Genomic DNA, 24,658 nt, shown 5'->3' with positions numbered 1-24,658 from the left:
CCTCGGAGATGATTGTGCCCGATGAATTGCCAAATGACATTGCCGAATTGAAGGCGATCATCCGCGCGCAACAGGATCAGAATGCACGGCTCGAGGCTCTGGTCGCTTCCTTCAAGAAAGCCCTCTTCGGGAGCAAATCCGAGAAGATTGATCCAGCCCAGTATGAGTTGGAACTCGAAGACATCGAGACCGCCATCGCGCAAGTGGAAGCCGAGATTGACACTGACGCGCGCACCGCATCCGTGCGGCCAGCAAAGCCGCGCCAGACCAATCGTGGGTCACTGCCCCAGCATCTGGAACGGGTCGAGGTGGTCATCGAACCCGATCTGTCCTGCGGGTGTGGGGCACAGCGTCATGTAATCGGAGAAGATGTGAGTGAACGGCTGGACATCATCCCGGCCCAGTTCCGGGTGATTGTCACGCGTCGCCCAAAATATGCCTGCCGATCCTGTGAAAGCGGGATCACTCAAGCCCCGGCACCCGCCCACATCATCACGGGCGGCATGCCAACCGAAGCAACGCTCGCCCACGTGCTCGTCTCAAAATATGCGGACCACCTGCCGCTCTATCGACAAGCGCAAATCTACAGCCGCCAAGGGATTGATCTGGATCGCTCCACCTTGGCTGCGTGGGTCGGCAAGTCGGCGTTCGAATTGACCCCTGTCTATGATGCCCTGATGGCGGATTTGAAGCGTTCCACCAAGCTCTTTATGGACGAGACGCCCGCACCGGTTCTGGCCCCGGGGCGGAAAAAGACCAAAACAGGATACTTTTGGTCGCTGGCCCGCGATGATCGCCCGTGGGGCGGTGAGGATCCACCTGGCGTGGCGTTCACCTACGCGCCAGGGCGATCTGGTCAGCACGCAGACATCATTTTGAAGGGCTTCAGCGGCATCCTGCAGGTCGATGGCTATGCTGGCTATAACCGCTTGCTGAAACGGCCTGCCCAGGACGTGACATTGGTCTATTGCTGGGCCCATGCGCGCCGCAAACTGCATGATGTCACCCAGTCCGGCGCAGCCCCAATCGCGCAGGAAGGATTAGCTCAAATCCAAGCGCTCTACCGCATCGAAAAAGATCTGCGCGGCCTGTCCGCCGACGAACGGCTCGCCGCACGGCAAGAGCGCTCAAAACCCATCATCGACGCCTTCGAACTTTGGCTCGCCCAAAACCGCGCCCGTGTCTCAGCAAAATCGCCAACCGGAGAAGCCCTGAAATACATCGCCAAATACTGGGACGGGCTGGTCCTGTTCCTGCAGGACGGCCGCATCGAACTCGACAACAACCCGGTCGAGCGAACGATCCGCCCCATCGCATTGAACCGCAAAAACGCGCTCTTCGCCGGTCATGATGCAGGAGCGCAAAACTGGGCCGTCATCGCGTCCCTGATCGAAACATGCAAACTCAACGGGATTGAGCCTCACGCCTATCTATCCGGCGTCTTGACCGCCATTGCTGGCGGGCACAAACAAATGGACATCAAAGCGTTGCTACCCTGGAACTGTTCAACCGGCATCAACGCCGCGTCATTCTGACCTGCCAACAGTTGTTCTTAGCAGACCGCAGGTCCACGAATGCAATATCATCCCGTTCAAGAAGTGCATTTGCATAGGCGGCAACGTCTGCCTTGGGCGTGATCTGACCCGTTCCATAAACAATGCGCTCATCTGACGAATAGCCCTTCAGAAGATACTCCGGTGAAACAACGACTTCAGGCACATCAGGCGATGCAACAACGGCTTCGCAATCATTTGCGCAAAGAAAAACCGGTCCAGTCTCAGCGTAAGGCTGGAGTTCCCCGAAAGGGCGATATGCTAACACCAGCATGTCGGAACCAGCTTCGATGAGCTTCAAACAACACCGACAAGGAGCGGTCCCGTCGCTTCTCATGCGTTCGGGTGATTTGCCATAGGCATCAGGGCCTCCTTGACGAAAGGAGTCGGCATCCTCTTGTGACATTCCGGAAAAGTACGGCATCAACATAGTCTCCACATTTTTGGAGAAGATCACCGCAAAAGAAGCCCCAAGCGACCCGAAACATGCTCATTCCGTGGGGCCAACGCATCGCTTACAACACAACACCGGCCTACTGGATGAACTTACAGACGAACTATGACATGGCACGGGTGGCCAAAAAGATAGATGTGTCGGACATTAAGCCGTTAGTTGGGCCCTAAATCCCAAAATCCACCTCTAGTCTATTCCAACTGCTCAGAGATTCTTGAGTAGTCAATCTCTTGATCTGTGTGTACCTCTACAATTCTCGTAGTCGCCGATTGGCGATCTTGCCATTGGTCGTAACGGTCCTCAATTAACTTAATGTATTCCTCAGTCATGCTCGCCTCGAAATCCCGCGCACGTTCCCTCACTCGCTTCAACGCGACGTTTGACGGGCACTTACACCGAATAATTACATCGGGCTGCGGGTGCCTTTCGCTCAGCATGACGAAAACCCGGTGATAAAGATCAAATTCGCTCGAAGACATGGTCCCGATTTCTGCTTGCACCTCGGCGAAGATAACCAATTCGTGTAGTGTCCTATCTTGGATCACGAATTTACTAGAAGCATCTAGGTACGCGGTACGTCGAAAAAAATACTCAAGCATACCGATGCGACTATGAAACGCCCATCTGCGTTTCTCAGCGTAGAAGTCTTTGATAAACGCGACTTCTTGCGGTCTTTCTTCCAGAAAATCCCAATCTTGGCGTAGGCTTACAAGTGCCTTTCCAAGCGTAGTTTTCCCAACTGCAATTCCGCCACAGATTGCTACGTTACTCGCCATCGAACTTTGTCCGTAATGCAACCAGTTTTTTGAAAAGGTCTTCCTTATCGTAAAACAGGCCGAGCGAGCATTTTAGCCCGCCAACCATAAATTGATTGAGATACATGGTTTGATTGTCAAATCCTGGTTTCTGGGGGTCCGGGGGGGTTTTCAGGCGTATATCGGAGCTGAGACCAATTACCCCAACATACATATCGGAGTTTACCTCCTTAGAGAGGCAGTCAAAATACCCTGCCTCCCAATTTGTTCCGGGGCAGTCTGCAACTTGACATAAGAGCACGTTGCTAGCGCGTAGCTCATCAATGTCGTGCTTGTAGATCTTCTCGCCTGTGATGTCCCGCCTTGATTTGTCGTTGATCTCGGCATTCTCGTTCGGACAATACACCTCAATCCCCAATTCCCGGATGCGGTTCGCCAGCATCAAATTGTAGTCAATCTGGGACTCGATAAACATCGGTCCTGCTATGTACACTTTCACCATACCCTCATAGAAAAACCTGTAGCACCGTCGAACGCACTTAAGGACACTTCACACTTGGATACAACCGTAAGAATCGGTCTGATCGGCCAACTGGGAACGGGAAAATCATTTGTTGCCGAGCGGTTGGCGCGTGTGCTCGAAGCCGAAGTGATTTCGTTTGGTCGCGAGGTCTACAAAGTTGCTGAACAAGCAATGGGGCGCACTATAGACAAGAAGCGCCCTGAAGATAGGCAAATGCTCACGGATGTTGGAACTCACTGGGGTAGGAACGGCGAAAGCGTTGACCCTGCTCTGGAAGCGAAACTTGCCAAGGTTTGGCTTCACCCTCACGGGTACCCGAACATATGGGTAGATGCCTTGGATCGTCGCATCGCCCAAAGCTCTTCGAAGACTCCTTTGATTCTAGACGACTTGCGATTTCCAAACGAGTTACAATTTCTTTTGAAACAACGTTTTTGTATCTTCCTTGTGCAGTGTGACCTGACGACGCGCGCACAGCGACTGCAGCAAAGAGGCGATCCGTACGCCACCACGGTGGATGACCACCCATCTGAAAAGCTCGCTAGTTGGCTATCCCGATTGTCGAGAACAAAGACCGTTGTGCCGACCATTTGGAACGACCAGCCCGGTTCCGCGCCCGTTTCAAGCAGCAAGCTGCTTATCACAATGCCACAGCTCGAAGCGACATTGCGAGAGAAGAGTTCTGGCGCTATGCTATCGTTTGAAAACAATGCTGAAGCATGGCGTAACGCACTGGAATCATTTGAAACATGAGTAGGCTCTCACCATTGGAGTTTCTGACTATCAAGTCCAAGTCAGAACAGGCTCAAATTGATCTTCTTGATGCCTTTGCCGAAGAGCGCAAAGACGATAAGGCAACGGCACAAAGGTTGAGGTCTTTGGCAGAAGAAAAGTTCCCCTTGGACGCGAACATGACAACAGTTGATCTTGTGAAGCTCTGGGGCTTGGCCATCTGGATGTCTGATATCGGAACTGTACTAACAAAGCCGATGCGAAGCGCATACCTTGAGCATGTCACCGCAACTATCGACGAGCTTAACTTCGACCGGCGTGCAGTTGTTAGCATGAGCAGTCAAGCGGACCGTGCCATTGAGATTTTAAACAACTGACCGCAAGAACTCTTGCAATGCAGTCGATGGCTCAAGTTCGTCTGGTACGATTACCTTTACACCCCACTGGCTCAGTAGTTTTTCCTCGACGTGGTTCACTCTGTTCGTGAACAAGTATGAAGGTGGATATGCCGATGGCGCTGCGAACCCATCCCTGAGTTGCTTCAATTTGTGGAGAATATACCTCAGGTTCTTGTCCCTAAGAGAATAGCCCAAGAACAGGATGCCCCGCTGCAAGGTATCTGACCGGAGTTGTATATCCAAAGCCGATTCCAAGGACATACGTTTTGCATAGTCTGACTCGGTAAGGACCATAGTCTCGGGCGCGCCTAAATCTCCATGAAATTTGACTACGCATGGGTCCGGTTCTGTAAGCTTCGGCAGATCACGCACATCTATTATTGTGGAACATGAGCTGCCGCGTTGAATATAGCTTTGTTCCAACCAGTGGTCATAATTCGTTGTGTAAATTACTGGAAAATTACATCTGACGATGAGGTCATGAATTTCAGATGTCAGGGTTGAAATCGTAGAACTCTGCCATTCTCTTCTCATCCAGTCCACTATTTCTAAGCGACCTCCCTTCTCGATCTCATAGAACTCAGCGAGAGCATCAAATTCACCCATTGCTTGAAACAATGCAGGGTCAAACCCGACATCACCCGCCATTTTGTCAATTAGCCCGCTCCACGAAGGCAGCCCAAGGTTCATAGAAACGCCAGCCCCGGCGAATAGGACTAGCTTTTTTTGAGCAATTGCCACCTTAACTTCGCCGTTCACGGTCATAGCTAGAGAATTCCTCCTGCAACAAGTTTTTCAAGTGCGATCCTGCGCATTGAAAACGAGTTCTTATGAGCTGGCCCAATCTCAGCTAGGGATTTACTGAAACCATCCGGTTTGAAGATCGCGTTCCACCCGAATTTCTTCCAGTCTGTGTCGGTTACTGTCGGAGCGTCGAGGATTTCCCCATTCATCGAACCTTCAAAAGTTGTTATTTTCTTCCCATCTGTATAAGCCACGGTTGTTGTCGCTGTAGCCTGGTTTTTCCCCGGTCGGCCCAACATGTCGGTGGCTCCCGCAAGCCCCACGGTCTTTAAAAAGACGCTAGTGAGTCCTGCGGGGAACCCTCCGTAGTTAGTACTGTGGAGTGTAGTGTGTTCAACAATCAGTGGTCTCGCGATTTGGCCATACGCATCCAAGCATTTTTTGTGTATCAGCCGCGCCACATCTGTCGTCTGGAGCTCGTCGATACTGCAGCGCCGAAATCGCAATCCTACCCCAAGTGATGTCAGAATTTCCCGCGCCTCATCAAACTTGTGCTGGTTGCTCGAGGCAAATACCAACTCTCCCACGTCGTTATCCTTTTGTTCAATTGGCAAACCATGTCGCTAGACTAACTCTGCTCTCCGCGAGCCGCGTAGTAAAGATCGGCTTTCCAAATCACAAAATTGCTCCTTGAACACGTTGCGTCTATCCAATTGCCACAACAGCAGAATTGATCAACGCCTGAGGTCCGTGCTTTTCATATAATTGTGCTTGGCTTCTCTTAGTGACTCAACCCCCGCTCCGTATGCGCTTCCTGGCTGTCTAGCTGTCCCTCAATCTCTCGGCGGCGGCCTTCGCTAAGGTCAAGCTCTGCTGCAAGTTCTCGTCCAGCGTCTTGTAGCTCGCCTCGTCGTTCAGCAATCCGCTTAAGGCCTTCATGGATGCGGCCTGTGAACGAATGAGCAAGGTCACGCAGGCTTTCAAGCCAGCCATCTCCTTCTCGATCCTGCCGGTCGAGCGTGTCTCCAAGGCGGTCAAGTCCTTCGCGGAGGCCTCTGAGGCCGTCACCAACCGCTCGACGCAGGCGAGCAAGTCGCGTTCCAAGGCTGTCAGTCGGGTCATCTAGTCCTCCTCGATCCGAATGCAGGTCACGTGCCGCTCGCCCATCGTGCAGGTGCGTAGCCGGGTCTTCGATGGGTCCAGGATCAGCCATGTCCCCTCGGGTCGCTCGATCCGTATCAGGCCAAGCTCTGTCAACTCCGAGCGCGTCAGATGCACCGTCCAGAAGAAGCTCGCGGCCATCATCAAGGCGATCCCCGTCAGCACCATCGCCGCGATCAGCCAGGGCGAGATCGTCAGCCAGAGGCGGATCGACCTCAGCCGCGTCTCGAACATGTTCGCCGCCTCGGTCTGAAAGCGGCGCGTATCGCTCGCGATGGTATGCTGCGCGGCGCCCACAATGTTCTTCAAATCGATCCTGAAGCTCCTGAGCTGGGAGGAGATCGAGGCGACGTGTTCGGCCCGGATCGTGTTGAGTTCCGCGTTCAGTTTCTCGCTCAGCCGGGTCGGCTTGCCAGTCTTCATGGAAAATCTCTCCTTTCAGCCGCCAGCGTTCGCCGGTGTCGGGATCGCGGGCGGTGATGTAGGCTTTGCCAGCTCGCGGGAGGTCGTAGCCCGCATCGGTGAGGGCTTCGATCATGGATGCGCGGTCAGTGATCAGTCCCATATCGATCTGGTCCTGTATCCAGGCGTGCAGCTCGTCACGGCCTTGGGCGCGGGTTGGGGCCTCGACGGTGTCACGCACCTCTTGAGCGCGCTCCACATCCATCGGATCGGCCCAGCCGTGGCGCTGGTTCATCACGTCGCGCAGGCTGTCATAGGCGTGCTGATAGCCCGGTGGCGCAATGTTGAGGCTCTTGCCTGTCGTCAGTTCCAGGCGCGGCGTGCAGAAATGCAGCTCGACCCGGCCTTCGTGTCGATGGCGGACCCAGAGCACCTCATATTGCTCAGGGTCCAGCCCCGCGAAGGCCAGACGCTCGAACCCGTCCATGACCTCGGCTTGCTGATCTCCGGTCGGATCGTCGCTGTCGGCAAAGCTGATCACGCCCGCGCGGTAGGTCCACTGGTGGCGGCTGGCATCGATCAGGGCCTCGGTACGCTTGGGGTTGCCGCGCAGGACCTCGGGTAGCGGATCGCGGCTGACAGTCAGGGGCTGGCCGTCGGTATCGCGGATCAGGTCGCGGTTGCCGTCATAGGCCAGCACGCGCTCGGCCACGAGGTAGCCGACCGGCCCCGCGCCCGCGCCTTTGCCGTTGGGGAAGAACTTGATCAGCACCGCCGCGCCTCATCGAGGAGCGCGGCGAGCTGACGTTCGATCACCACAAGGCGGCGCGCGACGGTCAGGGTATCGAGGTCGGTGCGCCCGACCTTCATGGCGTGGTTCAGCCAACGTGCAATCTGGTTGAGGTTGCCGCCGATGCGCCCGACCGCCAGCACAAGTGCTGGATCGACGCGAGGAATTGGCTTGCGGCGGCGCGCTTCGGTCAGGCCAAGCGCCTCGCGCAGAAGCGTCGAGGCAGGCAGACCAGCGGCCTCGGCCTTGGCGCGCAACTGGGCCTTCTCTGCCGCTGTGCACCGGAAGACAAAAGTCTCGGTTAGCGGCTCTTTGGTGCGGGCTTTTCCCGCGCCGGTGGGGTTCGAAGGGGAGGCGTGCCGCCCCTCGCAAGGTCCCGTGTCATCGGCGCAGCCGTATGACATGGGTCGCCTTGCTGTTTGCGCTTCGGTGGGGTCGGTGATGCTCATAATCTGAGGCCTGCCGCCTGCATTTGCGCCTTTGTCACCAGCTCTGCGGCCAAGAGTGCGTCGATCTGGCCGGGCGTGATGTGGCGGCAAAGCGGATGCTTGTCTGTGACCCAGTTCGCCAAGCCTGCCAGCACCTCGGCCTCCTTTACCTTCGCCTCTTCCCGGCCCTGGGCAATGCCGTCGACGTAGGCCCGCCACCGCCCCGACTTGAACCAGTTGTCAGAGAAACAGACCTTTGACCGGGTGAAGCCCGCGCTTTCCGTGGCGTATGCCTTCACGGCCTGCAACAGGACCTCGACCTCTGTCCCGGCGTCCAAGATGTCCCTGATCCGCCCGAGACATTCAGCCTTCCCGCGCATGCGGTCGGGCGGGTAGCGGGCCAACACCTTCTCAGCTTCTTCATCCTCCGCCGCCACGCGCTCGCGCGTAGGAGGTTTATGGATGGTTTTAGGATGGTTTGGGGGCCGTGGTGGCCCCGGTACCCCGGCCACTGTGGCCCCCGTTCCGGGTCCAGTCTGGACGGGGTCCACTGTGGCCCCCGTCTCCATCTCGGGTTCAGCGGTCAGTTCCAGCGCCTCGATCCGGGCGAGATTGATGCGGTAAACAACCGTGAACCCGTTCTTGCAGCCCCGCGCACCGGTCTCCTCCAGGATGCCTTCCTTCAGGAAATCTCGGATCGTGCGTTTGACGGTTGTCTCACCGAGCTCGGTGTGCCGCTGGATGGTCCCCTTCGAACACCAGATCCCAGACCCATCGTCAGAAGCCTTGTCTGCCAGAAACATGATGATCTGCTTGCGCGTCGCACTCCCGAACTTCCGCTCCGCACACGCATTCGCCACCCGCCAGCTCATGAGAACACCCCAAAAGCCGCACGGACGTGCGAATTTTGTACAGGTTTTGTACGAGATTTCGGTCGTTTTCGGAGAATTCGGCGGAAAACAAAACGGGCGTTTCTACACGCTTCTGCGCAACGCCTTACAAATAAGCCATATTTTTCAGGCAGTTTTGGCGACCCCGGCAGGATTCGAACCTGCAACCTGCCCCTTAGGAGGGAACCGTTCATAGCGCTATTCCTTCTGTGATTTCTTGCTCTTGGGTGTTTGTACAGTGTCCGCCTGTACGTGGTTTGTACGAAAACGGGCCCTGACATCGGCCTCATCCGTCTCCGCGTGGGCGTAGATACGCATCGGCAAATTGGGGTCTGACCAGCGGCCAGCCTTGGCCGCCGTGACCGGATCGACGCCCTGGCGCACGACCAATTCAGTGAAGAACCCGTGTCGCCCTGCAGGATGTGCGGATATGTATGGGATGCCTGCGCGTTTGCAGATGGTCTTCCAGCGGGTGTTGTAGCCTGTCGAGCTGCCATAGCCGAAGACGCGTGGCTTCATGAACTTGCCAGTCTTGCGGTTCTTTGGCCGCTTCGGCGGCAAGGCCAGCAACTCATCCATCATCTGAGGCGATACGGTGATCCAGCTTTCCGGATGACCCTTCTGCGCCTTCACCCTGACCTTGTTCTCGGCCGGTCGCAGATCGTCAGGCTCAATCGAGACGGCCTGATCGATCCGCGCCGCCGTCTCGAACATGAAACGGACCAAAGCGGCGTTGTAAGGATCAGCCGCTCGGCAGAAGGCTTCGATCCATTCCTTGTCGGCGGGCTTGCGTTCCACGCGGCTCAGCTTTCCGCGTCGCTTGTCCTGGGCGATCCGCTCGAATTTGTCATAGGGCTTCACCCGGATCAGAGGCGTTCCTTCCAGCTCATGCGCGTTGTTGATCACCGCACTCGCTGGCGTCACGATCTCGCGCCACCAAGTGTCGGTCGACGCCTTCGGTTTGAGTTTCGGACCAAGGCCCTTGAGAAGCGCGCCAGAGATGGCACCCAGTGGCAAGTCGCCAATCTCTTCGACAATCGGGATCAACTGCTTTGCGGTCTTGGGAGAGGCGTTATAGAGCATGATTGCATCGGAGAAGGTCTTGCTCGGCTCATCTCCAACAACATGGCGACGTATCTGGAGCTCGGTCTCGCGGTTTATCCAGTCCCGAGCGCCTGCTTCTGTAGATGCCTTAGTGCTTCGCCGGTATGGGCCTGCGATTGGCCTGCCGTTGTACTCGACCCAGCCCTTAGCCCAGTAGAAGCGACCCCTCTTGTAGATTTGGAGCGGCATGCCTGGCCTCCTTCAAAAATCTTGTCGATCTGCGCGGGTGTGATGAGCATGGTCCGTCCAAGCCGGTAGAATGCCCCGGTCTCATTTGCCCTCTCCCGAAGTGTTCGCTCGGAAATCTCGATGCCCATGTCACCCATGAGCTCAACCCATTCCTCGGGTTTCTTGCCTAGAGCCAATATTTGAGAGCTGTCAGCATACTCTTCATTTGACATTGCTCAGCTCCCTCTGCCCGCGTTTGCGGCTTTAGGCTCGGCTTTCACCGTGAACTGGGCGACATACTTTTCCCACGCACCTTTGGGGATTTTCGGGTTTCGTTTCCCTGGCGCGGTGAAGATGTGATCCAGCATGTCCTCGCGGATCAAGTAGCGAACGTTGGTCACAGGAATACCAACGCGCTCGGCAAGTTCTTTCGGTGTTTCAAGAAATTTCGTCATGCGTCACCTCTGGCTGTCCAGACCACGAAACGAAGCAGAAGATTCTCTTTTGCCTTCAGAATGAAACAAAAGTACGCTCGGTATGAGAGAAACGAGCGCATAGCCACGTAGCATAGTCACACTGTAAATATGTGACCATATTCGTGGTCAATGCAACTAATTTCAAGGTTGCACATGACTGTAGAGGGCCTAGGACACCGCTTGTCGGCAATAAGACGCCAAGAAAAACTGTCTCAAGAAGAAATGGCTGAGCGTCTTCACGTCAGCCGGAGCGCCTATCAGTACTATGAAAGGGGAGAACGCGATCTGCCCGGATCGCTCTTATTGAAGGTGTTTCAGGAGTTCGAGGCTGACCCGCTGTGGGTGCTGGAAGGCGACGTTGAACCAGGACTGACCCGGCGTGAACGAGAACTGGCGCAGGCCTACCGCAAGGTCGGAATGGCCGTTGAGCACCGGATCAATGAACGGGGCCTCTCAGTGCCGGATGAAAAGAAGTGGGACGCGATTGATTTCCTCTTTGCTGAGTTCCTCAATCAGGACCCATTGAATACGACCGAGAATGCGCCCGACACACAACGAGTAGACCGCATCCTGGGGCTGGTCGCGTGATGTCTGAGGGTCAGCTGCCATCAAACGTCCACGTGCTCAAGCCGCGAACCATGTCGCTCTCAGATCGGCTTGACCTATTTCTTGAGAAGAACGCTCTAGCTCCAGATGAAACACTAGTCCGGCGCGATCCAACACGTCCCAAAGCGCCAGGGATCAACGCAATTAGGTGCGCCTGTTGCGGGCAGATGGAGTATCTCACGAGGGAGTATTGTCGTTGCGGGCATTACCTGCTCGGTCAGCTCGAGGATGAATTTCTGGAATGGAAAGACGGCCTCAAAAGAGCTAGTGAAGATATTGCCGAGACTACAGAACAAAGACTAAGAGCAGTTCGGCTAATGAGCCTTGTCTCCATGCCATTTATCGTTGCTCCTTTGCTGTATTTTGTATTCAATCGGTCTGAAATCACGATATATGCGATTATGAGCACCGCAATAGGTGTGATGATCTTGGGTGTGATGGCAATCACAGAAGCACACGTTTGCAAGCCGCTTCGAGCAAGCAAGGCGCTTTTGGAAAACTGTACATGGCAGCATTTTTTGGAGTCTCGTTCGTGGCCTGGAAACATTTCAGAAAATTTGGATTGACGATGGGCGTGACTTGCAAGGCTTTCGTCAGGGCGATGACGATATGACGATATGACGATGAAGTTTATTGACCTTTTTGCAGGTCTAGGCGGGTTTCACAGGGCTCTCCATAATCTTGGGCACCACTGTGTATTCGCCTCGGAACTCGATGATCAGCTAGCAGACCTTTACGAAAAAAATCACGGCATTCGCCCTTCTGGTGACATTACAAAGGTCTCGGCTGAAAAGGTACCTGCTCACGACATTTTATGCGCCGGGTTTCCCTGTCAGCCGTTCTCAAAGGCGGGTGCTCAACTCGGAAGGGAGTACCCTGGGTCAGGAACTCTCTTCGACGATGTGTTGCGCATCCTACGAAAACGCCGACCCGGTCACGTAATTCTGGAGAACGTTCCCAATCTATTGCGCCATAACAGCGGCCAAACTTGGGCTGGTATGGAAGCTCAACTGGAGAACATAGGATACGACGTCAAATCCACTCTTCTCTCGCCCCATATGTTCGGCGTTCCCCAAGTCCGAGACCGCGCCATCATCGTTGCAAAGCAGGGCAAGAATTCGCTAAAGGACTTCACTTGGCCCGGGCGGAAAAGGGCTAAAGACGAGCTGGATATCAGGGATGTTTTAGATGATCGCCCGAATGATGCGAAGTACCTCCCAAAGAGCTTCATCTCATACCTGGATGCGTGGCAACGGTTCTTGGACATCTACCCCGAAGATGTTCCTCTTCCATCGTTTCCGATATGGGCGATGGAGTTTGGAGCTACCTATCCATATGTTGGGCACACTCCTCACTCTTTAATCGAGCAGGCTTTAACAGGACTCAGAGGCGCATTCGGCGACTTATTGTCTGGCGACCGTGCATCTGACTTTGCTTCGCTACCGCCTTACGCGCGCGAAACCAAACCTCGCTTTGCTTCGTGGAAAGAGCGCTTCATTTCTCAAAACCGAGAGCTCTATGGCTTTGCTCCAGAAGCCTTTGATGCATGGTTGCCGTCGATTAGGCAGTTTGCTCCAAGCTTTCAAAAACTTGAGTGGAACTGGAAGGGCGGACCGCGCGATATCCGAAGCGGTATTATCCAGTTTCGCGCGTCCGGAATTCGGGTGAAACGACCGACAGTAGCCCCTTCTCTTGTGGCGCTAACCACGAGCCAAGTGCCCGTCATCGGATGGGAGCAAAGGTATATGACTGTCCGAGAGTGTGCCCGGCTTCAGAGTATGGGCGGCTTCGAATACATGCCGGAAACCAGGCAAGCCGCTTACAAAGCGTTAGGCAATGCGGTGAACGTCGATGTAGTCCAATCCGTTGCCGCTCGTCTGTTGGGCCAAGATAATTGTTCATCCACTTTACATTAAGGCTCTTTCAATGACGCTCCGAAAAGTTCCGATCAATCCCGGCGTTAGTGTTCTGGGCGTTCTAAAGCACCTGAACTACAAAGAATGGTTTGCCATCGCCGAATTCGTTGACAACTCAGTGCAGAGTTTTCGAGCCAACAGAAATGCCCTAGCTGCAGCCGGATCGAGATATTTGCGTGTTCAAATCTTGATCTCTGATGATGGCATCATTCGGATCGAAGACAACGCAGCGGGTATACCACTTTCGGAGTTCCCGCGTGCCTTTCGTCCTGCGCAGGCTCCGGAGGACGCCAGTGGCTTGTCAGAGTTTGGCATGGGCATGAAGTCTGCTGCCTGCTGGTTTGCACCTCGTTGGTCGGTCCGCACTAAAGCTCTCGGCGAAGCTGTAGAACGCACGGTAGAATTCGATATTTCCTCAATCGTCGACCAGTCTATTGAAGAGTTGGATGCGGACGAGCGACCTGCGTTAGAGCAATCTCATTACACTGTAGTTGAACTACGCGATGTTGTCCGCCTTCCACGCACTAAGACGCTAGGGAAGATCCGCGAACACCTCAGCGACATTTATCGACAGTTTATCCGAGAAGGTTGGCTGCAACTCGAAATAAAAGGAGAGGCTTTGAAATATGATGAGCCTCCAATTCTCCATCAGCCTCCAGAATGGGACAAGGAGGCCGGACCTATTGAATGGCATAAAGAAATCGACTTCGATTTTGGTCAAGGCAAAAGCGCCAAGGGGTTCGCTGCACTGTTCGCAACCGCGAGCACTAGACGGGCTGGCTTTGCATTGTTTCGGCGAGGAAGGCTCATTCAAGGTAGTGCGGATGAGGGTTTTAAGCCGCAAGCCATTTTTGGAAGCGCGAACAGCTTTAGACGTCAGCGCTTGTTTGGTGAATTGGAACTCGAAGGTTTTGAAGTCTCACATACAAAAGACGGTTTCCAGTGGGACGAGAGCGAACAAGAAGCGTTCCTGGAACTCCTCAAGGAGAGACTTGCAGAGGAACCCGTCCCGCTCTTGAAACAAGCAGATGATTTCCGTGCGCGAAAAGCAAAAAATGAACTTGCTGTTGTCGCGCAAAAAGCAGCCGCTGAAACAGCGCATGACGCGGAAAAAGGACTTGTTTCCGCGTCGATTGATCGTGATGTGTCACGTGTGGTTCTTGAAAAAGAACCAGAAGACAATGCACGAGAGTTAGCAGACGAACACTTCGAGGCGACCATTGACGGCCAAAAGTGGGAAGTCCACGTCCAACCAACAGTTGATGACGCTGAACGAGATTGGCTAAGGGTCGTAGATTCACAACTCGAGGATGGAACTCGGAAAATTCTGATCCGTGTTTCAGCTCATCATCCCTTTAGCGTGAGGTTCATCGACGATGATGAACGTGCGTGGCAGGTGATGCTCCGGACTGCAGCGTCCATCGCGATTGGCCAACTGCTGGCAAAGCTCGGCAGCAAGGAAGCTGCACTGGGCGCATCCGCCACTGTCAGGGGCGTAAACAAGGCTTTGAAAGGTATGAGTGAATGACGGCGGTATCTGGGGTAGCAACGATTAAAAACCACCCTCCGAGAGGGGGCTCATGGAGTCCTGTAGAGGGTCCGGAAGTAGGCGACTTGCTTGAAAGGACATTTCCCACTGATCCCGTTGCTCGAAGAAGTCTTGCTGAGGCATCACGAGCGATCCTAGCACGTTGCGCCGAACCGGTTTCTAGCACCGGAAGCACAAGTGAGGCCGGCCTTGCTGTCGGATATGTCCAAAGCGGCAAAACGTTGTCTTTCACAACTGTGGCTGCGCTTGCCAAGGACAACGGCTACGCGATGGTTATCCTGATTGGTGGCACCTCACTATATCTGCTTGGGCAAACAGAAGGGCGGCTAACGAACGATCTTGCTTTGGAGGAAAAGCGGACATGGTTACATGTGCGCGGTCCCCGCTCGGGCATTAGTGAGGCTCAACGCAACGCAGATGTTCAAACAATTCAATCTGCGCTTGACGAATGGGAAGATGATGACTTCGACACCGATGAATGTCGAACCGTGATCATCACCGTAATGAAGCACGCGGGGAACCTCAGCACGCTCGCGAAAATGATCGAGCGTCTGAGAATTCCTTCCGCACCGGTGCTCATAATTGATGATGAGGCCGATCAAGCAAGCCTGGATGGCAATGCGGGTTCGCCAAAGAAACCTACAGTTACAAAGACCTACGCTGCGATTTCGGAACTTCGAGATGCAGTGAAACTAGGTGGAGCAAATCATACGTTCTTGCAGTACACCGCCACGCCCCAAGCGAACCTCCTGATTGAGATAAGCGATGCTCTTTCGCCCAGCTTTGTGCAGGTTCTCGAGCCAGGTGACGCTTATGTTGGCGGGAGGGAACTATTTCTAGAAAAAGAGGACGCCCACATAAGGAGGATTCCTGCTGGCGAAGTCGATAGGGCTCTAGAAATGCAAGAAGGGCCGCCGAACAGTTTGCGGGATGCGCTCGCTTCGTTCTTGGTTGGCATCGCGGCCGACTACTCTTCTGGGTTTTCTAAAAAACCCAAAGCAAATCGATCGATGCTGGTCCATCCTTCCAGACTTACCGGAGACCACTCCAGGTTGCGTGAATGGATGGAACGCATGAAGTCAGACTGGTCCGATCTGTTGCATGAAGACGCCGAGTTATCTGCACCGGAGGAACGAAACGCTCTGTTTGACCTGCTGGGCAAAGCACACAAGGACCTGGTAAGAACAGACGCTTCCCTACCAGCACTCTCAGAACTCGTTCCATTCTTGCGCCGTGCACTTGTAAGAACAGAAATCCTGGAGCTCAACAAAGGTGCGCCGCCTGTTCCGTGGAGTCGCCATTTCTCGTTCATACTGATTGGAGGTCAGGCAATCGAACGTGGCTTCACTGTTGAAGGTTTGACCACGACCCATCTTGCTAGAAGCCTTGGCCAAAAGTTGGCGGACTCCATTCAACAGCGCGCACGTTTCTTCGGCTACAAGAGAGGGTACCTCGGCAGAGTAAGGATTTGGATCGATGATGATACGCGCGCTGTGTTCAAAGAATACGCCAAACATGAACAGGACCTACGTTCTCGACTTAAGCCAATTGCGGAGGCTGGACGGCCCCTAAGAGATTGGCGGAGAGAGTTTCTTCTTGACCCAAGCTTGAAGGCTACTCGCAGAAATGTACTTGCCCGTGGCGTTAAGCAGAGGCAACTCTCCGACGATTGGTTGACTTTGGACCGGCCCGCGTTGAATGGCCCCGACCTGGAAGAGAACCGCAGGTTGGTTGAACATCTGCAGTCTTCCTTGGAAATGGATGAAGATCATGGCCACAGCGAGCGCACGCCTGAGCAACGCCACTTGATTTCTTCCCCTATACCCATTCCTGAACTTCTCAGTATCTTGACAGATGCAAGAGTTGCTGACCTCGATCAACGCGACTTGCTTTACGGCGCAATGCTGCAACTCGACGCTTTCAGCGGTGATCCGGGACGGACAGGTCGAGTGGTCTTGATGGGGAAAGGCAGTCCTCGCGTCCGCACGATAGCCAGCGGAAAAATCGCTCAATTGTATCAAGGGCGAAACCCTCGGTCAGGAGTGCCCATTTACCCAGGCGATCGCGAAATCATGATGCGCGACGAACCAACACTGCAAATACACATGTTGCAGTCAAAGGACGGCACGTTGCTTCAAATACCAGCTTTTGCTCTCTGGGTTCCCCAGAAGTACAAAGTTGGAACCCTTGTTCAACCAACTGCTTGAGTCGTTTGATGGCTATGCTCCTGAGAAGCTTGAAAACGCTGAAACCTCCAAAATCAGCAACATTTAGCATTACCAAGTTGAGCCAGAATCCCGTCGTGTACGCCGCTTTGGATCATCTTGGTCGGCCTGCGCTATTGGTTGAGGCGAACGACGCAAGATCACGAGAAGTAGTCCGGCGAGGGCTCCGCTTGCAGCATCGAGCTTCCTGCCATGTGGACTTGAACGGGAAAGAAGAACAACTCAACGTTTCGCTGGTCGCCTGCGAGTCCGATGATGTCACCCTTCAAGAGGCATTCATTTCAGTAGGCGAAATCGTGCTGCAGCGTCTCCGGTCTGCTGCACAAGCAGACGTTGTTGCGATTTTGGAAGAGCTCATTGAACTTCTCGAGAGACCTGGTGAACCAAGTCGTGAGGGAGCAATCGGATTGTTTGCCGAACTCCTGGTACTATCGTTGGCGAATGACCCAATGGTAGCTGTAAAGGCGTGGAGGGTTGGTGCGTCCGACAGGTTTGACTTGGCGCTGGGTACGGCGCGCATAGAAGTCAAAGCTTCTGGAACAAGAGAACGCCGCCATCGTTTTTCGATGGAGCAATGTGCTCCAGACCCAGGTACGAAGGCCTTTGTCGCTTCCACACTCGTCCATGAAACCTCTAACGGAACAAGCGTTCGAGAACTGGCGGAGCGAGTTCAAGGGTTAGTGAAAGCTGACGCAGAGCTTGTAATGAAAGTCCAGCGCACACTTTTTTCAGTAATGGGGCTTCCTCGTCCAGGCGAACCGACTTTTGATGAGGCCCATGCGCTCACAAAATTAAGCTGGTATGACGTTGAAGATATTCCGGCGATCCGGTCTGCGCCAAAGCATGTGGACCAAGTCCGATTTAGAATTGACTTGGAAGTTGCGGAGTCTTTGACTGTCGAAGAAGTCGCGTCGAGAGCCCCTTGCCTAGAGCCATGTCTACCGTATTGAAGCGACAAGTTGATGAGCTTCCTTGAACACCCGATGCACCCCGGTGAAGTCCTGAAAGAGCTTTACCTCGTTCCGCTTGAGATGGGGGCCATCGCGTTTGCGCGGCATCTGGGCGTGCCTAGGACGCGGATCGAGCGGCTGATCAAGGGAACGACTGGAATCACGCCAGACACTGCGATGCGTCTTGCCCGTGTTTTCAACACAACGTAAGCGGTGCGCCACCCCCACACTTACGGCATAGCGCTTGATCTGCGATTCAGAGGCTTCTTTGATATGTGGGGAGTTTCTCGATGGGAGCTATAAGCGAGTTTCTGGCAAGTGTGCCGCGTCGGGCCGATGGTAAGCGGAACTGGCCGTCGGAGTTGAAGGCGCGGATCGTGGCGGAGACGTTGATTGAGGGCGAGACGGTCAAGGCGGTGGCGAAGCGATACGAGCTGATCCCCAGCACGGTGTCGGATTGGCGGCGGATGGCGCGTCAGGGCAAGTTGGTTTTGCCAAACCTGGATGGCATGGATTTTGTGCCTGTTGAGATCGAGGCAGCCGGACCTGTAGCCGAGGCTTTGCCCGCCATATCCTCGAACACAATTGATGTGATCAGAGACGACGTCACTGTTCGTCTTGACGCTGCCACACCAGCGGCGCGGATCGCCGAGATCGCCCGGGCCATGGCCACGTGATTGCCCCATCACACAATGTGCGGATCTTTGTCGCCAGCGATCCGGTTGACTTCCGCAAGGGCCATGATGGGCTGGCAGCTCTGGTGCAGAGCCAGCTGCGTCAGAAGCCCTTCGATGGGTCGGTTTATGTGTTCCGCGCCAAACGCGCGGATCGGCTGAAGCTGATCTATTGGGACGGCAGCGGGCTCGTGATGGCCTATAAGCGGCTTGAGGATAACAGCTTCAAATGGCCCGCGATAAAGAACGGGGTGATGCGTCTGGAACCGGCCCAGTTTGAGGCGCTGTTTGCGGGTTTGGACTGGCGGCGCGTGCGGCCTCTGGAGGTGGCAGCCCCAGCTGCGGCGGAGTGACTCACAGGCACGTTTGCGCGGGTCATTCTGCCCTTGTTTTGTTATGGCCTCGGAGATGATTGTGCCCGATGAATTGCCAAATGACATTGCCGAATTGAAGGCGATCATCCGCGCGCAACAGGATCAGAATGCACGGCTCGAGGCTCTGGTCGCTTCCTTCAAGAAAGCCCTCTTCGGGAGCAAATCCGAGAAGATTGATCCAGCCCAGTATGAGTTGGAACTCGAAGACATCGAGACCGCCATCGCGCAAGTGGAAGCCGAGATTGACACTGACGCGCGCACCGCATCCGTGCGGCCAGCAAAGCCGCGCCAGACCAATCGTGGGTCACTGCCCCAGCATCTGGAACGGGTCGAGGTGGTCATCGAACCCGATCTGTCCTGCGGGTGTGGGGCACAGCGTCATGTAATCGGAGAAGATGTGAGTGAACGGCTGGACATCATCCCGGCCCAGTTCCGGGTGATTGTCACGCGTCGCCCAAAATATGCCTGCCGATCCTGTGAAAGCGGGATCACTCAAGCCCCGGCACCCGCCCACATCATCACGGGCGGCATGCCAACCGAAGCAACGCTCGCCCACGTGCTCGTCTCAAAATATGCGGACCACCTGCCGCTCTATCGACAAGCGCAAATCTACAGCCGCCAAGGGATTGATCTGGATCGCTCCACCTTGGCTGCGTGGGTCGGCAAGTCGGCGTTCGAATTGACCCCTGTCTATGATGCCCTGATGGCGGATTTGAAGCGTTCCACCAAGCTCTTTATGGACGAGACGCCCGCACCGGTTCTGGCCCCGGGGCGGAAAAAGACCAAAACAGGATACTTTTGGTCGCTGGCCCGCGATGATCGCCCGTGGGGCGGTGAGGATCCACCTGGCGTGGCGTTCACCTACGCGCCAGGGCGATCTGGTCAGCACGCAGACATCATTTTGAAGGGCTTCAGCGGCATCCTGCAGGTCGATGGCTATGCTGGCTATAACCGCTTGCTGAAACGGCCTGCCCAGGACGTGACATTGGTCTATTGCTGGGCCCATGCGCGCCGCAAACTGCATGATGTCACCCAGTCCGGCGCAGCCCCAATCGCGCAGGAAGGATTAGCTCAAATCCAAGCGCTCTACCGCATCGAAAAAGATCTGCGCGGCCTGTCCGCCGACGAACGGCTCGCCGCACGGCAAGAGCGCTCAAAACCCATCATCGACGCCTTCGAACTTTGGCTCGCCCAAAACCGCGCCCGTGTCTCAGCAAAATCGCCAACCGGAGAAGCCCTGAAATACATCGCCAAATACTGGGACGGGCTGGTCCTGTTCCTGCAGGACGGCCGCATCGAACTCGACAACAACCCGGTCGAGCGAACGATCCGCCCCATCGCATTGAACCGCAAAAACGCGCTCTTCGCCGGTCATGATGCAGGAGCGCAAAACTGGGCCGTCATCGCGTCCCTGATCGAAACATGCAAACTCAACGGGATTGAGCCTCACGCCTATCTATCCGGCGTCTTGACCGCCATTGCTGGCGGGCACAAACAAATGGACATCAAAGCGTTGCTACCCTGGAACTGTTCAACCGGCATCAACGCCGCGTCATTCTGACCTGCCAACAGTTGTTCTTAGCAGACCGCAGGTCCACGAATGCAATATCATCCCGTTCAAGAAGTGCATTTGCATAGGCGGCAACGTCTGCCTTGGGCGTGATCTGACCCGTTCCATAAACAATGCGCTCATCTGACGAATAGCCCTTCAGAAGATACTCCGGTGAAACAACGACTTCAGGCACATCAGGCGATGCAACAACGGCTTCGCAATCATTTGCGCAAAGAAAAACCGGTCCAGTCTCAGCGTAAGGCTGGAGTTCCCCGAAAGGGCGATATGCTAACACCAGCATGTCGGAACCAGCTTCGATGAGCTTCAAACAACACCGACAAGGAGCGGTCCCGTCGCTTCTCATGCGTTCGGGTGATTTGCCATAGGCATCAGGGCCTCCTTGACGAAAGGAGTCGGCATCCTCTTGTGACATTCCGGAAAAGTACGGCATCAACATAGTCTCCACATTTTTGGAGAAGATCACCGCAAAAGAAGCCCCAAGCGACCCGAAACATGCTCATTCCGTGGGGCCAACGCATCGCTTACAACACAACACCGGCCTACTGGATGAACTTACAGACGAACTATGACATGGCACGGGTGGCCAAAAAGATAGATGTGTCGGACATTAAGCCGTTAGTTGGGCCCTAAATCCCAAAATCCACCTCTAGTCTATTCCAACTGCTCAGAGATTCTTGAGTAGTCAATCTCTTGATCTGTGTGTACCTCTACAATTCTCGTAGTCGCCGATTGGCGATCTTGCCATTGGTCGTAACGGTCCTCAATTAACTTAATGTATTCCTCAGTCATGCTCGCCTCGAAATCCCGCGCACGTTCCCTCACTCGCTTCAACGCGACGTTTGACGGGCACTTACACCGAATAATTACATCGGGCTGCGGGTGCCTTTCGCTCAGCATGACGAAAACCCGGTGATAAAGATCAAATTCGCTCGAAGACATGGTCCCGATTTCTGCTTGCACCTCGGCGAAGATAACCAATTCGTGTAGTGTCCTATCTTGGATCACGAATTTACTAGAAGCATCTAGGTACGCGGTACGTCGAAAAAAATACTCAAGCATACCGATGCGACTATGAAACGCCCATCTGCGTTTCTCAGCGTAGAAGTCTTTGATAAACGCGACTTCTTGCGGTCTTTCTTCCAGAAAATCCCAATCTTGGCGTAGGCTTACAAGTGCCTTTCCAAGCGTAGTTTTCCCAACTGCAATTCCGCCACAGATTGCTACGTTACTCGCCATCGAACTTTGTCCGTAATGCAACCAGTTTTTTGAAAAGGTCTTCCTTATCGTAAAACAGGCCGAGCGAGCATTTTAGCCCGCCAACCATAAATTGATTGAGATACATGGTTTGATTGTCAAATCCTGGTTTCTGGGGGTCCGGGGGGGTTTTCAGGCGTATATCGGAGCTGAGACCAATTACCCCAACATACATATCGGAGTTTACCTCCTTAGAGAGGCAGTCAAAATACCCTGCCTCCCAATTTGTTCCGGGGCAGTCTGCAACTTGACATAAGAGCACGTTGCTAGCGCGTAGCTCATCAATGTCGTGCTTGTAGATCTTCTCGCCTGTGATGTCCCGCCTTGATTTGTCGTTGATCTCGGCATTCTCGTTCGGACAATACACCTCAATCCCCAATTCCCGGATGCGGTTCGCCAGCATCAAATTGTAGTCAATCTGGGACTCGATAAACATCGGTCCTGCTATGTACACTTTCACCATACCCTCATAGAAAAACCTGTAGCACCGTCGAACGCACTTAAGGACACTTCACACTTGGATACAACCGTAAGAATCGGTCTGATCGGCCAACTGGGAACGGGAAAATCATTTGTTGCCGAGCGGTTGGCGCGTGTGCTCGAAGCCGAAGTGATTTCGTTTGGTCGCGAGGTCTACAAAGTTGCTGAACAAGCAATGGGGCGCACTATAGACAAGAAGCGCCCTGAAGATAGGCAAATGCTCACGGATGTTGGAACTCACTGGGGTAGGAACGGCGAAAGCGTTGACCCTGCTCTGGAAGCGAAACTTGCCAAGGTTTGGCTTCACCCTCACGGGTACCCGAACATATGGGTAGATGCCTTGGATCGTCGCATCGCCCAAAGCTCTTCGAAGACTCCTTTGATTCTAGACGACTTGCGATTTCCAAACGAGTTACAATTTCTTTTGAAACAACGTTTTTGTATCTTCCTTGTGCAGTGTGACCTGACGACGCGCGCACAGCGACTGCAGCAAAGAGGCGATCCGTACGCCACCACGGTGGATGACCACCCATCTGAAAAGCTCGCTAGTTGGCTATCCCGATTGTCGAGAACAAAGACCGTTGTGCCGACCATTTGGAACGACCAGCCCGGTTCCGCGCCCGTTTCAAGCAGCAAGCTGCTTATCACAATGCCACAGCTCGAAGCGACATTGCGAGAGAAGAGTTCTGGCGCTATGCTATCGTTTGAAAACAATGCTGAAGCATGGCGTAACGCACTGGAATCATTTGAAACATGAGTAGGCTCTCACCATTGGAGTTTCTGACTATCAAGTCCAAGTCAGAACAGGCTCAAATTGATCTTCTTGATGCCTTTGCCGAAGAGCGCAAAGACGATAAGGCAACGGCACAAAGGTTGAGGTCTTTGGCAGAAGAAAAGTTCCCCTTGGACGCGAACATGACAACAGTTGATCTTGTGAAGCTCTGGGGCTTGGCCATCTGGATGTCTGATATCGGAACTGTACTAACAAAGCCGATGCGAAGCGCATACCTTGAGCATGTCACCGCAACTATCGACGAGCTTAACTTCGACCGGCGTGCAGTTGTTAGCATGAGCAGTCAAGCGGACCGTGCCATTGAGATTTTAAACAACTGACCGCAAGAACTCTTGCAATGCAGTCGATGGCTCAAGTTCGTCTGGTACGATTACCTTTACACCCCACTGGCTCAGTAGTTTTTCCTCGACGTGGTTCACTCTGTTCGTGAACAAGTATGAAGGTGGATATGCCGATGGCGCTGCGAACCCATCCCTGAGTTGCTTCAATTTGTGGAGAATATACCTCAGGTTCTTGTCCCTAAGAGAATAGCCCAAGAACAGGATGCCCCGCTGCAAGGTATCTGACCGGAGTTGTATATCCAAAGCCGATTCCAAGGACATACGTTTTGCATAGTCTGACTCGGTAAGGACCATAGTCTCGGGCGCGCCTAAATCTCCATGAAATTTGACTACGCATGGGTCCGGTTCTGTAAGCTTCGGCAGATCACGCACATCTATTATTGTGGAACATGAGCTGCCGCGTTGAATATAGCTTTGTTCCAACCAGTGGTCATAATTCGTTGTGTAAATTACTGGAAAATTACATCTGACGATGAGGTCATGAATTTCAGATGTCAGGGTTGAAATCGTAGAACTCTGCCATTCTCTTCTCATCCAGTCCACTATTTCTAAGCGACCTCCCTTCTCGATCTCATAGAACTCAGCGAGAGCATCAAATTCACCCATTGCTTGAAACAATGCAGGGTCAAACCCGACATCACCCGCCATTTTGTCAATTAGCCCGCTCCACGAAGGCAGCCCAAGGTTCATAGAAACGCCAGCCCCGGCGAATAGGACTAGCTTTTTTTGAGCAATTGCCACCTTAACTTCGCCGTTCACGGTCATAGCTAGAGAATTCCTCCTGCAACAAGTTTTTCAAGTGCGATCCTGCGCATTGAAAACGAGTTCTTATGAGCTGGCCCAATCTCAGCTAGGGATTTACTGAAACCATCCGGTTTGAAGATCGCGTTCCACCCGAATTTCTTCCAGTCTGTGTCGGTTACTGTCGGAGCGTCGAGGATTTCCCCATTCATCGAACCTTCAAAAGTTGTTATTTTCTTCCCATCTGTATAAGCCACGGTTGTTGTCGCTGTAGCCTGGTTTTTCCCCGGTCGGCCCAACATGTCGGTGGCTCCCGCAAGCCCCACGGTCTTTAAAAAGACGCTAGTGAGTCCTGCGGGGAACCCTCCGTAGTTAGTACTGTGGAGTGTAGTGTGTTCAACAATCAGTGGTCTCGCGATTTGGCCATACGCATCCAAGCATTTTTTGTGTATCAGCCGCGCCACATCTGTCGTCTGGAGCTCGTCGATACTGCAGCGCCGAAATCGCAATCCTACCCCAAGTGATGTCAGAATTTCCCGCGCCTCATCAAACTTGTGCTGGTTGCTCGAGGCAAATACCAACTCTCCCACGTCGTTATCCTTTT

General features: G+C 54.0%; 30 protein-coding genes. 15 read left to right on the top strand and 15 right to left on the bottom strand.

The features are described 5' to 3' along the window. The first annotated feature begins 8 nt into the window (after positions 1–8). Positions 9–1,535 (top strand): IS66 family transposase, encoded by a 1,527-nt coding sequence (tnpC, locus tag MK745_RS02910; protein ID WP_243611760.1) that lies wholly within the window; start codon positions 9–11, stop codon positions 1,533–1,535. On the opposite strand, the gene MK745_RS02905 is transcribed toward tnpC (MK745_RS02910), so the two are convergent. From MK745_RS02905 to MK745_RS02895, 3 genes are all read right to left on the bottom strand, one after another. Beyond that, positions 1,516–1,977 carry a DUF1203 domain-containing protein gene (locus tag MK745_RS02905; protein ID WP_243611759.1) on the bottom strand — a complete coding sequence of 154 codons (462 nt, stop codon included), beginning with the start codon at positions 1,975–1,977 and terminating at the stop codon, positions 1,516–1,518. The two genes, tnpC (MK745_RS02910) and MK745_RS02905, sit on opposite strands and share 20 nt — an antisense overlap. 221 nt (positions 1,978–2,198) lie before the next feature. Next, positions 2,199–2,783, bottom strand: coding sequence for a deoxynucleoside kinase (locus tag MK745_RS02900; RefSeq protein WP_243611758.1), 585 nt, complete (start codon positions 2,781–2,783; stop codon positions 2,199–2,201). Further along, positions 2,773–3,264: a nucleoside 2-deoxyribosyltransferase gene (locus MK745_RS02895; RefSeq protein ID WP_279391714.1), complete on the bottom strand. Its 492-nt coding sequence runs from the start codon at positions 3,262–3,264 to the stop codon at positions 2,773–2,775. The genes MK745_RS02900 and MK745_RS02895 overlap by 11 nt, the downstream gene beginning before the upstream one ends. Positions 3,265–3,318: 54 nt before the next feature. Between MK745_RS02895 and MK745_RS02890 the strand changes: the two genes are divergently transcribed. Both MK745_RS02890 and MK745_RS02885 read left to right on the top strand, forming a co-directional pair. Continuing rightward, positions 3,319–4,038, top strand: coding sequence for an AAA family ATPase (locus tag MK745_RS02890; protein WP_243611756.1), 720 nt, complete (start codon positions 3,319–3,321; stop codon positions 4,036–4,038). A 14-nt stretch (positions 4,039–4,052) separates the two neighbouring features. Continuing rightward, complete coding sequence (locus MK745_RS02885) at positions 4,053–4,394, top strand: hypothetical protein (protein ID WP_243611755.1); 342 nt, start codon at positions 4,053–4,055, stop codon at positions 4,392–4,394. Here the strand turns inward: MK745_RS02885 and MK745_RS02880 are convergent. The 7 genes from MK745_RS02880 to MK745_RS02850 form a co-directional block, all read right to left on the bottom strand. Beyond that, positions 4,383–5,180: an SIR2 family protein gene (locus tag MK745_RS02880; RefSeq protein ID WP_243611754.1), complete on the bottom strand. Its 798-nt coding sequence runs from the start codon at positions 5,178–5,180 to the stop codon at positions 4,383–4,385. The genes MK745_RS02885 and MK745_RS02880 overlap by 12 nt on opposite strands. A 2-nt stretch (positions 5,181–5,182) precedes the next feature. Further along, the gene (locus tag MK745_RS02875) at positions 5,183–5,746 is read right to left on the bottom strand and encodes a non-canonical purine NTP pyrophosphatase (protein WP_243611753.1); all 564 of its coding nucleotides are present in this window, start codon (positions 5,744–5,746) and stop codon (positions 5,183–5,185) included. 194 nt (positions 5,747–5,940) lie between these two features. Further along, positions 5,941–7,494, bottom strand: a complete 1,554-nt coding sequence (locus MK745_RS02870) for a relaxase/mobilization nuclease domain-containing protein (protein ID WP_243611752.1) — start codon at positions 7,492–7,494, stop codon at positions 5,941–5,943. Further along, positions 7,488–7,916: a plasmid mobilization protein gene (locus MK745_RS02865; RefSeq protein WP_243611751.1), complete on the bottom strand. Its 429-nt coding sequence runs from the start codon at positions 7,914–7,916 to the stop codon at positions 7,488–7,490. Before MK745_RS02865 ends, MK745_RS02870 begins: the two co-directional genes overlap by 7 nt. Before the next feature lie 41 nt (positions 7,917–7,957). After that, positions 7,958–8,812 (bottom strand): hypothetical protein, encoded by an 855-nt coding sequence (locus MK745_RS02860; protein WP_243611750.1) that lies wholly within the window; start codon positions 8,810–8,812, stop codon positions 7,958–7,960. 216 nt (positions 8,813–9,028) lie between these two features. Continuing rightward, a complete protein-coding gene (locus tag MK745_RS02855) occupies positions 9,029–10,123 on the bottom strand; it encodes a tyrosine-type recombinase/integrase (RefSeq protein ID WP_243611771.1) in 1,095 nt (364 codons plus the stop codon). 215 nt (positions 10,124–10,338) lie between these two features. After that, on the bottom strand, positions 10,339–10,557 hold the full coding sequence (locus MK745_RS02850; RefSeq protein WP_243611770.1) for a hypothetical protein: 219 nt from the start codon (positions 10,555–10,557) through the stop codon (positions 10,339–10,341). Between the two features lie 150 nt (positions 10,558–10,707). Between MK745_RS02850 and MK745_RS02845 the strand changes: the two genes are divergently transcribed. From MK745_RS02845 to tnpC (MK745_RS02800), 10 genes are all read left to right on the top strand, one after another. After that, positions 10,708–11,166, top strand: a complete 459-nt coding sequence (locus MK745_RS02845; protein WP_347813640.1) for a helix-turn-helix domain-containing protein — start codon at positions 10,708–10,710, stop codon at positions 11,164–11,166. A 185-nt stretch (positions 11,167–11,351) separates the two neighbouring features. Further along, positions 11,352–11,750 carry a hypothetical protein gene (locus tag MK745_RS02840; protein WP_243611768.1) on the top strand — a complete coding sequence of 133 codons (399 nt, stop codon included), beginning with the start codon at positions 11,352–11,354 and terminating at the stop codon, positions 11,748–11,750. Between the two features lie 51 nt (positions 11,751–11,801). Then, positions 11,802–13,100: a DNA (cytosine-5-)-methyltransferase gene (gene dcm / locus MK745_RS02835; protein ID WP_243611767.1), complete on the top strand. Its 1,299-nt coding sequence runs from the start codon at positions 11,802–11,804 to the stop codon at positions 13,098–13,100. A gap of 10 nt (positions 13,101–13,110) precedes the next feature. After that, positions 13,111–14,628: an ATP-binding protein gene (locus MK745_RS02830; RefSeq protein ID WP_243611766.1), complete on the top strand. Its 1,518-nt coding sequence runs from the start codon at positions 13,111–13,113 to the stop codon at positions 14,626–14,628. Between the two features lie 290 nt (positions 14,629–14,918). Beyond that, positions 14,919–16,856: a Z1 domain-containing protein gene (locus tag MK745_RS02825; protein WP_243611765.1), complete on the top strand. Its 1,938-nt coding sequence runs from the start codon at positions 14,919–14,921 to the stop codon at positions 16,854–16,856. An 8-nt stretch (positions 16,857–16,864) separates the two neighbouring features. Beyond that, positions 16,865–17,824, top strand: a complete 960-nt coding sequence (locus MK745_RS02820) for a PD-(D/E)XK motif protein (RefSeq protein WP_243611764.1) — start codon at positions 16,865–16,867, stop codon at positions 17,822–17,824. 12 nt (positions 17,825–17,836) lie between these two features. After that, the gene (locus tag MK745_RS02815) at positions 17,837–18,034 is read left to right on the top strand and encodes a HigA family addiction module antitoxin (RefSeq protein ID WP_243611763.1); all 198 of its coding nucleotides are present in this window, start codon (positions 17,837–17,839) and stop codon (positions 18,032–18,034) included. A gap of 80 nt (positions 18,035–18,114) precedes the next feature. Then, positions 18,115–18,501 carry a transposase gene (locus MK745_RS02810; RefSeq protein WP_243611762.1) on the top strand — a complete coding sequence of 129 codons (387 nt, stop codon included), beginning with the start codon at positions 18,115–18,117 and terminating at the stop codon, positions 18,499–18,501. After that, positions 18,498–18,851: an IS66 family insertion sequence element accessory protein TnpB gene (tnpB, locus tag MK745_RS02805; RefSeq protein WP_243611761.1), complete on the top strand. Its 354-nt coding sequence runs from the start codon at positions 18,498–18,500 to the stop codon at positions 18,849–18,851. Before MK745_RS02810 ends, tnpB begins: the two co-directional genes overlap by 4 nt. 55 nt (positions 18,852–18,906) lie before the next feature. Continuing rightward, the gene (tnpC, locus tag MK745_RS02800; protein WP_243611760.1) at positions 18,907–20,433 is read left to right on the top strand and encodes an IS66 family transposase; all 1,527 of its coding nucleotides are present in this window, start codon (positions 18,907–18,909) and stop codon (positions 20,431–20,433) included. Here tnpC (MK745_RS02800) and MK745_RS02795 read toward each other — a convergent pair. The 3 genes from MK745_RS02795 to MK745_RS02785 all read right to left on the bottom strand — a co-directional run bounded on the left by MK745_RS02795 (position 20,414) and on the right by MK745_RS02785 (position 22,162). Beyond that, positions 20,414–20,875, bottom strand: a complete 462-nt coding sequence (locus MK745_RS02795) for a DUF1203 domain-containing protein (RefSeq protein ID WP_243611759.1) — start codon at positions 20,873–20,875, stop codon at positions 20,414–20,416. The two genes, tnpC (MK745_RS02800) and MK745_RS02795, sit on opposite strands and share 20 nt — an antisense overlap. Positions 20,876–21,096: 221 nt before the next feature. Next, a complete protein-coding gene (locus MK745_RS02790; protein WP_243611758.1) occupies positions 21,097–21,681 on the bottom strand; it encodes a deoxynucleoside kinase in 585 nt (194 codons plus the stop codon). Beyond that, positions 21,671–22,162: a nucleoside 2-deoxyribosyltransferase gene (locus MK745_RS02785; protein WP_279391714.1), complete on the bottom strand. Its 492-nt coding sequence runs from the start codon at positions 22,160–22,162 to the stop codon at positions 21,671–21,673. Before MK745_RS02785 ends, MK745_RS02790 begins: the two co-directional genes overlap by 11 nt. A gap of 54 nt (positions 22,163–22,216) precedes the next feature. Between MK745_RS02785 and MK745_RS02780 the strand changes: the two genes are divergently transcribed. Both MK745_RS02780 and MK745_RS02775 read left to right on the top strand, forming a co-directional pair. Continuing rightward, the gene (locus tag MK745_RS02780) at positions 22,217–22,936 is read left to right on the top strand and encodes an AAA family ATPase (RefSeq protein ID WP_243611756.1); all 720 of its coding nucleotides are present in this window, start codon (positions 22,217–22,219) and stop codon (positions 22,934–22,936) included. A 14-nt stretch (positions 22,937–22,950) separates the two neighbouring features. Then, complete coding sequence (locus MK745_RS02775) at positions 22,951–23,292, top strand: hypothetical protein (protein WP_243611755.1); 342 nt, start codon at positions 22,951–22,953, stop codon at positions 23,290–23,292. Here MK745_RS02775 and MK745_RS02770 read toward each other — a convergent pair. Both MK745_RS02770 and MK745_RS02765 read right to left on the bottom strand, forming a co-directional pair. Further along, on the bottom strand, positions 23,281–24,078 hold the full coding sequence (locus MK745_RS02770) for an SIR2 family protein (protein ID WP_243611754.1): 798 nt from the start codon (positions 24,076–24,078) through the stop codon (positions 23,281–23,283). The genes MK745_RS02775 and MK745_RS02770 overlap by 12 nt on opposite strands. 2 nt (positions 24,079–24,080) lie before the next feature. Beyond that, complete coding sequence (locus tag MK745_RS02765) at positions 24,081–24,644, bottom strand: non-canonical purine NTP pyrophosphatase (protein ID WP_243611753.1); 564 nt, start codon at positions 24,642–24,644, stop codon at positions 24,081–24,083. Between the last annotated feature and the right edge of the window lie 14 nt (positions 24,645–24,658).

Source organism: Shimia aestuarii, assembly GCF_022814865.1.
Classification (GTDB): domain Bacteria; phylum Pseudomonadota; class Alphaproteobacteria; order Rhodobacterales; family Rhodobacteraceae; genus Shimia; species Shimia aestuarii_A.
Note: the sequence above shows the minus strand (reverse complement) of the source record. Positions and strands in the feature narration are given on the sequence as shown.